General features: G+C 64.2%; 10 protein-coding genes. 1 reads left to right on the top strand and 9 read right to left on the bottom strand.

Annotated elements, in window-relative coordinates:
* Nucleotides 1–2,106, top strand: coding sequence for a cache domain-containing protein (locus Q7V46_RS11885; RefSeq protein ID WP_304913754.1), 2,106 nt, complete (start codon nucleotides 1–3; stop codon nucleotides 2,104–2,106).
* A 113-nt stretch (nucleotides 2,107–2,219) separates the two neighbouring features.
* Here Q7V46_RS11885 and Q7V46_RS11880 read toward each other — a convergent pair whose 3' ends face one another.
* The 9 genes from Q7V46_RS11880 to Q7V46_RS11840 form a co-directional block, all read right to left on the bottom strand.
* Nucleotides 2,220–2,837: a molecular chaperone gene (locus tag Q7V46_RS11880; protein WP_304913753.1), complete on the bottom strand. Its 618-nt coding sequence runs from the start codon at nucleotides 2,835–2,837 to the stop codon at nucleotides 2,220–2,222.
* 1 nt (nucleotide 2,838) lies between these two features.
* Entirely contained in the window at nucleotides 2,839–4,914 is a 2,076-nt protein-coding gene (locus tag Q7V46_RS11875) for a 4Fe-4S binding protein (protein ID WP_304913900.1), read from the bottom strand.
* Complete coding sequence (locus tag Q7V46_RS11870) at nucleotides 4,874–5,560, bottom strand: DUF3306 domain-containing protein (protein WP_304913752.1); 687 nt, start codon at nucleotides 5,558–5,560, stop codon at nucleotides 4,874–4,876. Before Q7V46_RS11870 ends, Q7V46_RS11875 begins: the two co-directional genes overlap by 41 nt.
* On the bottom strand, nucleotides 5,557–6,399 hold the full coding sequence (locus tag Q7V46_RS11865) for a gamma-glutamyl-gamma-aminobutyrate hydrolase family protein (protein WP_304913751.1): 843 nt from the start codon (nucleotides 6,397–6,399) through the stop codon (nucleotides 5,557–5,559). Before Q7V46_RS11865 ends, Q7V46_RS11870 begins: the two co-directional genes overlap by 4 nt.
* Complete coding sequence (locus tag Q7V46_RS11860) at nucleotides 6,396–7,025, bottom strand: DUF3305 domain-containing protein (RefSeq protein WP_304913750.1); 630 nt, start codon at nucleotides 7,023–7,025, stop codon at nucleotides 6,396–6,398. The genes Q7V46_RS11865 and Q7V46_RS11860 overlap by 4 nt, the downstream gene beginning before the upstream one ends.
* Nucleotides 7,026–7,148: 123 nt before the next feature.
* Entirely contained in the window at nucleotides 7,149–8,459 is a 1,311-nt protein-coding gene (gene boxA, locus Q7V46_RS11855; RefSeq protein WP_304913749.1) for a benzoyl-CoA 2,3-epoxidase subunit BoxA, read from the bottom strand.
* A gap of 334 nt (nucleotides 8,460–8,793) precedes the next feature.
* Nucleotides 8,794–10,221, bottom strand: a complete 1,428-nt coding sequence (gene boxB, locus Q7V46_RS11850; protein ID WP_304913748.1) for a benzoyl-CoA 2,3-epoxidase subunit BoxB — start codon at nucleotides 10,219–10,221, stop codon at nucleotides 8,794–8,796.
* A 135-nt stretch (nucleotides 10,222–10,356) separates the two neighbouring features.
* Entirely contained in the window at nucleotides 10,357–12,012 is a 1,656-nt protein-coding gene (gene boxC, locus Q7V46_RS11845) for a 2,3-epoxybenzoyl-CoA dihydrolase (RefSeq protein ID WP_304913747.1), read from the bottom strand.
* A gap of 128 nt (nucleotides 12,013–12,140) precedes the next feature.
* Entirely contained in the window at nucleotides 12,141–13,082 is a 942-nt protein-coding gene (locus tag Q7V46_RS11840) for a helix-turn-helix transcriptional regulator (protein WP_304913746.1), read from the bottom strand.
* Between the last annotated feature and the right edge of the window lie 54 nt (nucleotides 13,083–13,136).

The following is a 13,136-nucleotide window of genomic DNA, read 5'->3' as shown; positions in this document are numbered from 1 at the left end:
ATGACCCTCTGGCGCACCCCGCACTGGCTGGCCTCGTCGGTGCGCAACAAGCTGCTGGCGATGGCGCTGCTGCCGCTGCTGGTGGCCTTGCCCCTGCTGGTGCTGTTGCTGGTGCTCTGGGGCAATTCCGCCTACGACCGCCTGCTGACCACCAAGGTGCGCAGCGATCTGGCGGTGGCTCGTGGCTACTTCGACCGGGTGCTGGTGGAGGTGGGCTCGGGTACACAGGGCGTGGCGGGTTCGCTGGCCCTGTACACGGCGCTTCAGGCATCGTCGCCCCGAGCGATCGGTCTGCAGCAGCAGCTGGCTGCTTCGCGGGAGCAGCTGGGCCTGGATTTTCTGCTGCTCTATGCGCCTGACGGACAGGCGATCGCCAGTGCGGACCTGTCCGAGCAAGCGCTCGCACATCCCATGCCCGAGGCGCTGGCGGCACTGCTGGCCCACCCGGCGAAGCCGTCCGCCACCAACGCCGCGCGGCTCATGCTGCTGGACCACGGCACCGTGGCGCAGTTGGCGCCCGACCTGCTGCCGCGCCTGCAGATCCCGCTGGTCTTCACCCGCAATGCCGCACCCACGACGCGCGACGTCGAGGACCGCGCCATGGTGATGCTGTCGGCGTTCCCGGTGGTGGACCGCGCCGGGCAAACGATCGCCCTGCTCGCCGGTGGGCTGCTGCTGAACCAGAACCTGGGTTTCATCGACCACATCAACCGGATCGTCTACCCCGACGGTTCTCTGCCCTTCGACAGCCAGGGCACGGCCACCCTGTTTCTGGACGACGTGCGCATCACGACCAATGTGCGGTTGTTCCAGGAGCAGCGCGCCATCGGAACGCGCGTGTCGCAGACCGTGCGAGACACCGTGCTGGGCGCGGGCAACACCTGGCTGGATCGGGCCTTCGTGGTCAACGACTGGTACGTGTCGGCCTACGAGCCACTGCTGGACGCACGCGACCGGCGCATCGGCATGCTGTATGTGGGCTATCTGGAGGCGCCCTTCCGCATGGTGCGCCACGCCATGCTGGGCGCCATGGTGCTGATCTTTCTTTTCGTGATGGCGCTGTCTGCCTGGTTTTCGGTGCGCTGGGCGCGCAGCATCTTCCAGCCGGTCGAGCGGATGAATCACACCATGCAGCGCGTGGAGGAAGGCCATTCGGCAGCTCGTGTGGGTGCATTGGCGGCCCGGGACGAACTGGGCGCCCTGGCCAGTCACCTCGACCACTTGCTGAACGTGATAGACGAAAAAACACTTGCACTGCGCCGCTGGGGCGAAGAACTGGACCTCAAGGTGGCCGATCGCACGCGCGAACTGGAAGCCAGCAACACGTCGCTGAAGCTGGCGCAGCAGCAACTGGTCAAAAGCGAGAAGCTCGCGGCCATCGGCCAACTCACGGCCAGCATCGCGCACGAAATCAACAACCCCATCGCTGTGATGCAGGGCAATCTGGACCTGATGCGGGAAACGCTCGGGCCACATGCTGCGCCGGTACAAGGCGAGCTCAGGCTGCTGGACGAACAGGTGGAGCGCATGCGCCTGATCGTCACGCAATTGCTGCAGTACGCCCGCCCCACGGAATACGCGGGCTATGTGGAAACCCTGGATCTGAACCGCACGGTAGACGACTGCCTGGTGCTGGTGAGCCATCTGCTGGCGCAAACCCGCATCGAAGTGCAACGCGACTTCCGGGCCATCCGGCGCGTGGGCTTCAACCGCCAGGAACTGCAGCAGGTGATCATCAACCTGCTGATCAATGCGATCCAGGCGATGCCGGATGGCGGCACGTTGCGGCTGCAGACGGAGGACTGGCAGGACATCGTCCATTCGTCTGGCGGTGCCAGTCTTTCGGTTGAGGACACCGGACCTGGGCTTTCACCGGACATCCAGGAACGGCTGTTCAGACCTTTCTTCACCACCAAGAACGATGGCAACGGCCTCGGCCTGTGGATCAGTGTCGGACTGGTGGAGCGTTACGGCGGAAGCATCTCGGCAAGCAACCGGTCCGACAGACGTGGCGCCCGGTTCCATGTTCAGCTGCACAGCGAACCGCAGGCACCCGACAGCGCCACGGCGCGCACCAACGATGGACGGCCGGGTGGGATGGATTGAGCCTCTGAAGCGGTGCGCTTTCGAACCTTGAATCTGAAGGGTCTGCCGCCGCCATTTTCAAGGGACACCACCGTCTCGGAAGAGACCACAAAAGACGGTTCAGGGTGCTTGCGTCAGGCCAGCATGTCGAAGCCCTGCGCCTCGACGCCAATGAAGGCGCTGGTGAATCCGGCGAGTGCGGCGTAGAAGCGGGCTTTGGGATGCGCCGCAATGGCATCGCACATGGCGTTGGCCCAGGGCTGCAGATGGGCCGCAAAGAACTTCTGCTGCTGGGTCAGGTTCGCCACCTCGACCTCGTCACCTGCGATCAGGTAGCGCATGACTTCGCACAGGTAGGCGAAATGGTCTTCGGTTTCCGGCATCGATTCATCGCGCGCCAGTCCCAGCATGGCCAGGTCGCTGCGCAGCTGGGCCAGCGGCTTTTCGTTCAGGAAGCCGCTGAGGTAGTGCGACCCGAACAGGTAGATCTCAGGCTTGCCCACGCCGCCGAACAAGGCATCGTATTCGGTGGCCACAGTCGCGTCATCGATGTTGCGGGCAGCCGCGACGAGCTGGCGCCAGGGTTCTTCCAGGTACCCGCCCGCCGCAGGGGCTTCGGTCACGGCCACACGCAGCTGTGCCATGAGTTCGGGCGTGGGGGGCGCGTAGTACAGCGCGGCCAGCAGACCGTAGACCTCGGCGCGAGCGGTTTCTTCGTCGAGGGCGGAGGAGACAGGGATCGGTTCGTTCATGTCACAGGTCAGTGATTCGGGCCTCGCCCGGGTTCGAATAGATGTCGACCACGCGGCAGTCTCCACACATTTTCAGGCGCTCCAACGCTTCGCCCTGGAACATCGCGTGGCCAGATAGCTTGGACAGCATGACTTCAATGCCTTTGAGCGTGCCGAACGGCTTGCTGCAACGGATGCACTGGTACGGCTGGGCTTCGTTGAGCACGCGCAGTTGCTTGCGCTGCTCGGACAACAGCAACCGGGGCTGCAGTGTGATCGCATTTTCCGGGCAGGTGGTGGCGCAAAGGCCGCACTGCACGCAGTTCTTTTCGATGAAGCGCAGCTGGGGGCGTTCGGTGTTGTCCTGCAGCGCACTGGCGGGGCAGGCGCTGACGCAGCTCAGGCACAGCGTGCAGGTGTCTTTGTTGACGTTGATGGTGCCCAGCAGGGAGACCTTGGGCAGAGCAATGGCGTCGGACGTCCTTGCCTGCGTGGTGCTGTCCTGCAGCAGGTGGTCGAGTGCGAGTTCGAGCGTGGCGCGCTTTTCTGCCTGCACCGCGAAGCTGGCACGGCGCTTCACGCCCTGTGCCGGCGCTTCACCCAGCGCGGCATCCAAGGCGGGCAGGTCGTTGGCGTCGCGCGCCTCGATCAGTTTGAAATGCTGGCCGGCGTAGCCCATGCCGGTGACGATGGCCTGGGCCACCGCCATCTGTTCGCGCACGGCCGCCCTGTACTGCGGCGCCTCTTCACCCGTCATCAGCACCCACACCTGGGACGCCCCATAAGCAAACGCGGTGAGCCAGACGTCCAGGCCCACGGAGGCGGTATGCCAGAGCGGTAACGGGATCACGCGTGCGGGCACGCCGCGCACCGACTTGTCGAGCGACGCCGCACGGCCCAGGTCACCGACGAGCGCTGCGCCGGCTTCCTGGCTGTGCAGCAACAGCGCGGCGTCTTTGCCACCGGCCCTCTGGAAGGTGGCCAGCAGGGTGCGCAACTTCACGCCCTGCTCGCTGGCGCGCGGATAGGCGTAGCTGATGGCGCCGGTGGGACACACCGTGGTGCAGGCGCCGCAGCCCACGCAGAGATTGGGGTTGACAACAATCTGGTTGCGTTTGAGGTCGCTGCTGATGGCCAGTGCCGAGCAGACTTCGACACAGGCATTGCAACCCACGGTTTCGTTGCGGCCGTGCGCGCACACCTTCTGCTTGTAGTTGAAGAATTTCGGTTTTTCGAATTCGCCCACCAGTTCACGCACCTTGAGCATCGCATCGATCGCCTTGGCATCGCTCAGACCATGCGGCAGGTGGAAATAGCCCTGCGGGTGAGCATGCTGGCTGAACGCCGGATCACGCCGCAGGTCGAGCACCAGATCGAACCGTTCGCTGTGGTCCCGGGGTTCGCGCTGGAAATTGATGGCGCCCACCGCCTCGCAGGCGGCCACACAAGCGCGGTGCGATTTGCAGCGGTTCAGGTCGACCTGGTAATCCAGACCAATCGCACCTTCCGGGCACGCAGCCACACAGGCGTTGCAGCGGGTACACAAATCCAGGTCGATCGGGTTGCCGGTCGTCCAGCTCACGTCAAAAGCACCCAGCCAGCCACGCACCTGTGGCGCCTGCGCGGCGATCACGGGATACCGACGGTCCTGCATCCCGGCGCCGCCAGTGGCCATCAGCGACACCTCCAGCACATCGGCCACCATGCCAGCTGCACGCTCGGCCTGATCGAGCTCGCCGATCACCAGCAAACGCCCGGTGCTCTTGTAGGTCACGGTGGGCACGGGTTCGGCGTCGGGCAGGCGGGCGGCCGCCAGCAAGGCGGCGATCTTGGGCATGGCCTTCGCGGCCTCGCGTCCCCAGCCGCCGGTTTCGCGGATGTTGACGAAATGGATCGGGCGCACGTCGAGCGAAACAGCGCCTTCGGTCTGCTCGGAGAGCTCGGTGAACAACCGGGCTTCCTGGGTGCAGGCGACCACCAGGTCTTCGCTGCTGCGGCAGGCCCGCTGGAACGCAGGTGCATCGCGCCGGCACAGCGTGGTATGCAGGGTCAGGTCTTCATCCAGCGCCTCGCCCAGGACCTTGGGGTCCAGGGGCATGGTCTGGTTGCAGTTGCAGATCAGCGTGGTCATCTTGGGAGTCGTTGGGTTCTGTGGGATCGATGGCAGGCGCTTGCAGAGGGACTGCGTCCGTGGGAGCGCCATCGGGGGTTTCTGCAGGCGCGCTGGCCGCGGTGTCGGCCGGTGTGGAATCGTCGACTGGCTGCGGATCCGGTCCGGATGGCGTCGCCGCAACCGGCTCGCGCTTGTCGTTCGGATCGTCCACCAGCTTCAGGAACTGGGCCCCCACCATCTTGGCCATTTCGGCCACGGACAGCGGGCTGGGTTTGGAGTAATCGTCGATGTAGATGTCCAGCCCGTCCATGACGTTGAAGCGCGGGTCGGCAAACAGTTTTTTCACGGCGGCATTGCGCACATTGGCAGGCACGCCGCGCCCCACAAAGGAAGAAAAATCGGATTCCGGCGTGAGTCTGGCCACGTCTTCCAGGGTCAGGGCGGGTGGCACTTCTTCGGGCTTTTCGACCGGCGCCGGTTCGGCCACAGCCGGCTGGACCACGACGGCCACCGGCGCGGCAGCCGCGGCTGGGCGGGGAGCCACCGGTTCCGCCGGCATGGGCTCGCCCGAGCGCACCTGGACCTTGCGGCGCGACCAGCGTGAGAAGAAGTTGTCGTCTTCGGTCGTCATGTTCTGGTCGGTATCGCCATGCCCGCATGCACGACGGCTGCGCCACTCTGGTGGCGGTCGGCCCGCGCGCGCGCCGCATGCAGGAAGTCCATCATCATCGGTCCGCTGTCGAGCAAACCCTGGGTTTCCTCGCCGGGAGAAAGATGGAACTCGGGATGCCACTGCACACCCAGCACGTAACCTGGGCCTTGGAGGCGGACGGCTTCGATGATGCCGTCACGTGGGCTGTGTGCCTCGACCACCAGACCCTCACCGAGCCGGTCCAGGCACTGGTGATGGATGCTGGTGACACGGTGTGGTTCGCTGTTGCCGTACAACCGGTGCAGCGACGATCCTTCCACAAATTGCACGTCGTGCATCAAGCGGTCGTAGCGGCTGGTGTCCTGGTGCTCGACCGAGCCGGGACGCAATGACGGGATGTCCTGCACCAGGGTGCCACCAAAATACACATTGATGAGTTGGGCGCCACGACACACCCCGAGCACCGGCTTGCCTGCATCGATGAAGCCGCGCAGCAGCGCGAGTTCATAGCGGTCGCGAATGGCGTCACCCGCCCAGGCAGGATCGCGCAATGTATCGCCATAGGTTTCGGGGCAGACGTCGATACCACCCTGAAGGACCAGCCCGTCGAGCAGATCGACGATCTCGGTCATGGGCGCGCGGTTGGCCGAGAGTGGGCTTTCTTCGTCGACGAAGGGCACCATCAGCGCAATGGCCCGGTGGGCCATGATCCAGTGCGCCATGGTGCTTTCCAGAAACTGCAACCGCTTCAATGGCAGCCCCAGCCCGTCCGGGGGGGTGTGCAACAGGCGAGCGCTGATGCCAATGCGAAGCGTCATGTCTTGGGTCCTGTACCGTGCTTTTCAGTGGAGATGCGCACGGGCTGACCGAAACGGTCTGTGAGGGGTTTGAAACTTTCCGGGCGCTTGCGGCGCTTGGGTTCGGGCTGGTAGGTGGCATCCACAAAGCTGCGCAACCAGTCCACCACTTCCTCAGGCGCGGGCACCTGGTCGACGCGCTCCTGCGCATCCAGCCAGCGCCCGGCGTCGTGGTAGCTGAGGGTCACGATCTGCGGCACGGCCATCGGCTCGCCATCCAGCAGGCGGGCCTCGTCGGCACGCCAGAAGACCCAGAAGCAGGGATTGGGACTGTTGAGATTGAGGAAATAGCCTTCGGCATCGTCGCGAAACAGCATCACCCGAAAACGCGGGAACAGCCAGTGCGTGGTGTCTGCGCCGGCATCGGGGGCGGCGTCCACTGGCAGCACGGCCATCGGCTCGTGGGCATCGTCCGGGGTGTCGGCAGGCGTTTCGTCGGGGCTGGTGCGCACCATCACGTCGGCCAGTACCCAGCGAAAGGGCTGCCAGCGGCTCATGGGGCCGATCACCGGCTCGCGGCGCATCACCACGTCCACTTCGATGGCCGGGCGCTGAACAGTCGTTGCAGAGAGGGTGGCTTTTTCCATACGAGGCCTGCACTGTACGGCATCCGGTGCAGGGACGACCAGACGCCTGTGCATCTCCCCACCGGGGTCCGGGTGGCATTTTCGAATCGAAACGCCCGGCTTCCACCCGCCAGGTACCCGACTTCAATAGGTTTCCAGGTGCAGCCGGGCGTCGCGCTTGAGGGCAGCACCGAGGCTGTCCCAGTCGAGGCCTGCGGCTTTCGCCACGTCTCGCATCGCCAGCACCACACCCTCTTCCATGCTCTTGAGCCCGCACACATAAAAATACGTGTTGGGGTCTTGCAGCAGCAGCACCAGATCGGCCGCCCGCTCCCGCATGGCGTCCTGCACATAGCGTTTGGGTTGACCTGGTGTGCGACTGAACGCGAAGTTGATGTCGATGAAGTCCTTCGGCAGACTCTGCAACGGGCCGAAGTACGGCAGCTCTTCCTGGGTGCGGGCACCAAAGAACAGCATCAGCTTCCCGCCTTCAAATTTTCCGCTCTGGCGCAGACGCCGGCGCCATTCCGTCATGGCGCGCATGGGCGCGCTACCGGTGCCGGTGCATATCATCACGATGCTGGACCTGGGGTGGTTCGGCATCAGGAAGCTGGTGCCGAACGGCCCGATCACATCCACCTTGTCACCCACCTTGAGGTCGCACATGAAGTTGCTGGCCACACCACGCACCGCATTGCCGTGGTGGTCTTCGAGCACGCGCTTGATGGTGAGCGACAGGTTGTTGTAACCCGGACGCTCGCCGTTGCGCGGACTGGCGATGGAGTACTGCCTTGCATGGTGTGGCTTGCCTTTGGCATCGACACCGGGTGGGACGACTCCGACACTCTGGCCCTCGAGCACCGGGAAAGGCATGCTGCCGAAGTCGAGCACGATGTGATGGGTGTCGTAGTCGCCGCCAGCGGTCTTGCCGACTTCGGTGACACGCACATTGCCCACCACGGTGGCGGTGATGGATTTCTGCGTGGCCTTGGGGCCGTACAGGTTGGTGTAGGCGTGGGCCGCGCTCCAGGGCGGCAGGGTGGCACCCAGCGCGCTGGTGTTGAGCGGTGTCTGACCGCTCGGATCAGCGACCTGCTCGGCAACGATGACCTCTTCCGGTTCGGCATCAGCCAGCGTCTGCACACCCGCGTCGCCGGCCAAGGCAGCCAGCTCGCTGCTGGGGATCTCCGGCGGCAACTCTTCCCAGCCCAGTTGCTCTTCCAGCGTGTAGGCCTTCACACGCAACACCTTGCGGTAGTTGTCGATGGAGCCGGTGGGGCATGGCGAGATGCAGTCGTTGCACCAGTTGCACTTCTCGGCGTCCACCACGTAATTGTTCGAATCGTGGGTGATGGCACCCACCGGGCAGATCGACTCGCAGGTGTTGCAACGGATGCAGATTTCCGGGTCGATCAGGTGCTGCTTGATGACAGCGGCTTCTGCGGGGGCGTTCATGGCGGTCTCCGTGCTTTCTCGTGGCGTTCTGCGTTCTATTGTGTCGCTTGTATTGACTTCGTGGGGGTAACGCATGGGCTGGGGTGACCGGCTCCGTTCGTGTCCCCCGCCGGCCTGCGGCCGGCTCCTCCTTTACCTCACTGCGCCAACCACCCACACTCACGCTAGCAGGCCAGCAGATAGGTGGGACACCGAACCTTACAAACGGAGCCGGCGCGCGTGCCCCAGTCCAGGGGCAGCAAGGGACGGCTCCGCCGGCTCAAGATGCCGTCCCCCCTTCATGCGCCGCAGGCGCGCCAGAAAGGGGGGAAGCCGCGTCAGCGGCGCAGGGGGGTTATCCGAACCTTACATACTCGAAGTCCACCGGCTGACGGTTGATGCCCATGACAGGCGGCGCGATCCAGTTGGCGAACTTGCCCGGCTCCACCACGCGACCCATCAGGCTGGCCACAAATGCGCGATCAGACTCGCTGGGCAACCAGTTGTCGCGGTTGGCGTTCCATTCGGCCTCGGACACCACACGGCCATCGGGTGCGACCTTCACGCCCTTGAGCAGGCCGATGTTGCGGTGGAAAGCCTTGTGGGGCACGGTCAGACGGAACGGGATGCCGGCCTTGTCGATCACCTTGTTCCAGCGCTCCACGCCACCGACGCTGTCCTTGATGTAATCGTCGCGCAGCACTTCGTTGAGTGCGTTGAGCATCGGCACCTCTTTTTCGACCAGCTGGCCGTTCTGCACGTTGAGCACCTTGTAGAACTGGCCTTTGAGCACGTGGTCGTCGGTGCGCTTGCCTTCTTCATAGCGACCCTTGAGACCGGTGCTGTAGAAGGTGGCGGCGTTGCTGGACTCGTCAGCACCGAACAGGTCGATGGTCACGCTGAAGTGGAAGTTCAGGTAACGCTGGATGGTCGGCAGGTCGATCACGCCGGCGGCACGCAACTTGGCCGGGTCGTCGGTCTTGAGCTCGTTCATCACCTGGCAGGTGCGGTTGATCACGCGGCTCACGCCGGACTCGCCCACGAACATGTGGTGGGCCTCTTCGGTCAGCATGAACTTGGTGGTGCGGGCCAGCGGGTCGAAACTGGATTCGGCGAGAGCACAGAGCTGGAACTTGCCGTCGCGGTCGGTGAAGTAGGTGAACATGAAGAAGCTCAGCCAGTCGGGCGTTTCTTCGTTGAAGGCCTCCAGAATGCGCGGGTTGTCGGCGTTGCCGCTGTTGCGCTCGAGCAGGGCTTCGCCTTCTTCGCGGCCGTCCTTGCCAAAGTACTTGTGCAGCAGGTACACCATGGCCCAGAGGTGGCGACCTTCTTCCACGTTGACCTGAAACAGGTTGCGCAGGTCGTACTGGCTGGGCGCGGTGAGGCCCAGGTGGCGTTGCTGCTCGACCGACGCCGGTTCGGTGTCGCCCTGCGTCACGATGATGCGGCGCAGGTTGGCGCGGTATTCGCCGGGGATGTCTTGCCAGGCGGCTTCGCCTTTGTGGTCACCGAAATGAATCTTGCGGTCCTGCTCGGCCGGATTCAGGAAGATGCCCCAGCGGTAGTCAGGCATCTTCACGTGGCCGAACTGCGCCCAGCCCTGCGGATCGACGCTGACCGCTGTGCGCAGGTAGACGTCGAAATTCTGCGAGCCGTCCGGGCCCATGTCGTCCCACCACTTGAGGTAGTTGGGCTGCCACTGCTCCAGCGCGCGCTGCAGTGTGCGGTCTTCACTCAGGTTGACGTTGTTCGGGATCTTGTCGCTGTAGTCGATGGTGGACATGTTGGTCTCCTGCGGGTGGGTGAATCAGTGGGGTGAAATGTCTTCAATCCAGGGTGCGGTGGAACCGGCTTTGCCGGGCCACTCGCATCGCCCCCTGGGGGGTGACGCGCGAAGCGCGGCGCGGGGGGATCTTTCCTAAACTCTGTTCATGTCAAAGACGGCCTTGTCGCCCTTGCCATAGACCTTCAATGCACCCTTCTCACCCACGGCGTTCGGGCGCTGGAAAATCCAGTTTTGCCAGGCGGTCAGGCGGCCGAACACGCGGGTGGCCATGTTCTCTTTCTGGGCGAATCGCAGATTGGCTTCCATGCCGGTGAGCGCATCGGGCGACATGGCAGCGCGCTCTTCCAGCGCCATGCGCACCTCGTCGGTCCAGTCGATGTCGTCAGGCGCGGCGGTCACCAGACCCAGCGCAAAGGCGGCGTCGGCGTCCAGTGCCTTGCCGATGGCGCCACGCACCGCCTCCATCGGACCCACTTCTTCATAGAAGCGGCGCTGCAGTCGTGACTGGTCATTCACCATGGGCAGGTAGCCGAAGTTGAATTCACTCAAGTGCAGTTTGGGCGCCTTGTCCGCATCGTCCGGCAGGGCCAGCATGTAGGCGCGGTCGGCACAGAACGCCAGTTCGGCCAGGCTGCCGGCGAAGCACGAGCCTTCTTCGATCAAGGCAAACAGACTGCGCGAAGACACGTCCAGGCGGGCGAAGGTCCGGCGCAGCGCGCCGATGGTCTCGTTCACGAACCAGTGGTCCTTGTGCGCCAGCATGAGGGCGTCGTTGGCCAGCACGGCGGCCGCGTCGCCTTCGGTTTTCAGCACCCAGGTGCCAATGTCGAGTTCGTTGGTGCGCAGGTTGAGGATGGCGTCGTCCAGTTCACGCGCCATTTGCAGCGGGTACCAGGCAGCGCCCGCCGCTTCGATGCCGCCGATGCCGGTGGGCTGCTGGCCAGTGGGCGCTTTCAAGGTGATGGTGGCGCTGCGCCTGGCGCGGTCGATGGCCACATTCACATGGGTGTAGGCAATGCCGTCGGCGCTGTCGGTGCGCTCGACGCGGGGCAGATTCACGCCCTTGGCACCGGCGGGGCGACTGCTCTGGGCGGCCAGCCTGGCAGCGCGCTCGCTCACGGCATTGGCGAACTGCTGGGGCTTGGCCACGGCGTCCACCAGGCGCCAGTCCACGGCCTTCTGGCCACGCACGCCTTCGCTGGTGGTGCAGAAGATGTCGGCCAAGTCGTGGCGCACATGGCGCTTGTCGGTCACGCGGGTCAGGCCGCCGGTGCCCGGCAGCACTCCCAGCAGGGGCACCTCAGGCAGGCTCACTGCACTGGAGCGGTCGTCCACCAGCAGGATCTCGTCACATGCCAGGGCCAGCTCATAGCCACCACCGGCACAGGCGCCGTTGAGGGCGGCCAGAAATTTCAGGCCGCTGTGCTTGCTGGTGTCTTCAATGCCGTTGCGGGTTTCGTTGGTGAACTTGCAGAAGTTCACCTTCCAGGCGTGGCTGGAGACACCAAGCATGAAAATGTTGGCACCGGAGCAGAACACGCGGTCTTTGCCGCTGGTGACCACCACGGTGCGCACTTCCGGGTGCTCGAAGCGGATGCGGTTGAGCGCGTCGTGCAATTCGATGTCCACGCCCAGGTCGTAGCTGTTGAGCTTGAGCTTGTAGCCGGGGCGAATGCCACCGTCTTCGTCGATGTCCACCGCCAATGTGGCGACGTCACCTTCAAAACTGAGTTTCCAGTGACGGTACTGGCTGGGGTCGGTGCGGTAGTCGACGGTGTCGGTGTTCATGGCGGTCTCCTGTGTGTGCATCTGCGCGAGGGAAGCAAAGGGTGCCGACCTGCAACTCATCACTGCGGCACCGAGTGATGTGAATAATATTGCATCTTTTGAAAACCGTCAATGCATTTTTATGCATGTCACAAAATGCCCAGCACCTCCCGCACCTGGGTGCGCAAGCCATCGAAGGCGTCGTCCACGCTCTGGCCACTGGTATTGAAGTGCAGGTCGGCCTTGGAATAAAAGGCCGAACGCCCGGCCAGGATGCGCTTCAAGTCTTCCATCGCCTCCCGGCTGGCGGCCATGGGGCGCGTGTCCCCCTGAGCAGCCACGCGGCCCATGTGATCGGTCGGATCGGCCTGCAGCCAGACGGTGGTGCAATGGGTGAGCAACAGGTTGAAGTTGGCCGCATCGGAGACAAGGCCTCCCGGCGTGGCGATCACCACCTCGGGGTAGATCTGGATGGTTTCTTCGAGGGCGCGGCGCTCGTAGCGGCGGTAAGCCGGCGTGCCGTACAGCGCGTGAATTTCATTGATGCTGCATCCGGCAAATTTTTCGATCTCGCGGCTCAGCTCCACAAAGGCATAGCCGAGGTCATCGGCCAGTCGCTGCCCCAAGGTGGACTTGCCGGCGCCACGCAAGCCGATCAAGGCGATGCGGGCCTGGCGCCCGGCATCGTTGATGGGCGCTGCATGCCCGTCCAGCAAACCACCAATGGCCACACGCACGCGCCGCAGATCGGCCTCATTACGCTTCTCCAGCAGTTCGCGGATCAGCAGCCATTCGGGCGTCGAAGTGGTGACATCGCCCAGCAGTTCGGTGAGCGAACACTGCAACGCCTGAGCCACCTGCAGCAACACCAGAATGGAGGCGTTGCCAGTGCCGTATTCAAGATTGGCCAGGTGGCGCTCGGAAACGTCGGCCGCCACCGCGACCGCCTTGCGGGTCATGCCCCGGCGCGATCGCAACATGCGCACCCGTTCACCCAGGGCCAGCAGGAACGGATGGCGTGGGGATTCTTCGGGTTCGGCAAGGCCAGTACCAGCTTCGGGCACGACGTCGAGGGTGGCCGGTTCTTTCATGGGCAATGGTTTTTGAGGGTTAACCCTGATCAGGGTTGCTTTCCCACCAAACAT

Source organism: Hydrogenophaga sp., from assembly GCF_030651625.1.
Classification (GTDB): Bacteria; Pseudomonadota; Gammaproteobacteria; order Burkholderiales; family Burkholderiaceae_C; genus Hydrogenophaga.
This window is presented reverse-complemented; position numbering and strand designations above follow the sequence as displayed.

Coding starts and splice junctions, on each gene's coding strand:
- Q7V46_RS11885 (WP_304913754.1), top strand. CDS start 1: ATGACCCTCTGGCGCACCCCGCACTGGCTGGCCTCGTCGGTGCGCAAC.
- Q7V46_RS11880 (WP_304913753.1), bottom strand. CDS start 2,837: ATGAACGAACCGATCCCTGTCTCCTCCGCCCTCGACGAAGAAACCGCT.
- Q7V46_RS11875 (WP_304913900.1), bottom strand. CDS start 4,914: ATGCCCCTGGACCCCAAGGTCCTGGGCGAGGCGCTGGATGAAGACCTG.
- Q7V46_RS11870 (WP_304913752.1), bottom strand. CDS start 5,560: ATGACGACCGAAGACGACAACTTCTTCTCACGCTGGTCGCGCCGCAAG.
- Q7V46_RS11865 (WP_304913751.1), bottom strand. CDS start 6,399: ATGACGCTTCGCATTGGCATCAGCGCTCGCCTGTTGCACACCCCCCCG.
- Q7V46_RS11860 (WP_304913750.1), bottom strand. CDS start 7,025: ATGGAAAAAGCCACCCTCTCTGCAACGACTGTTCAGCGCCCGGCCATC.
- boxA (WP_304913749.1), bottom strand. CDS start 8,459: ATGAACGCCCCCGCAGAAGCCGCTGTCATCAAGCAGCACCTGATCGAC.
- boxB (WP_304913748.1), bottom strand. CDS start 10,221: ATGTCCACCATCGACTACAGCGACAAGATCCCGAACAACGTCAACCTG.
- boxC (WP_304913747.1), bottom strand. CDS start 12,012: ATGAACACCGACACCGTCGACTACCGCACCGACCCCAGCCAGTACCGT.
- Q7V46_RS11840 (WP_304913746.1), bottom strand. CDS start 13,082: ATGAAAGAACCGGCCACCCTCGACGTCGTGCCCGAAGCTGGTACTGGC.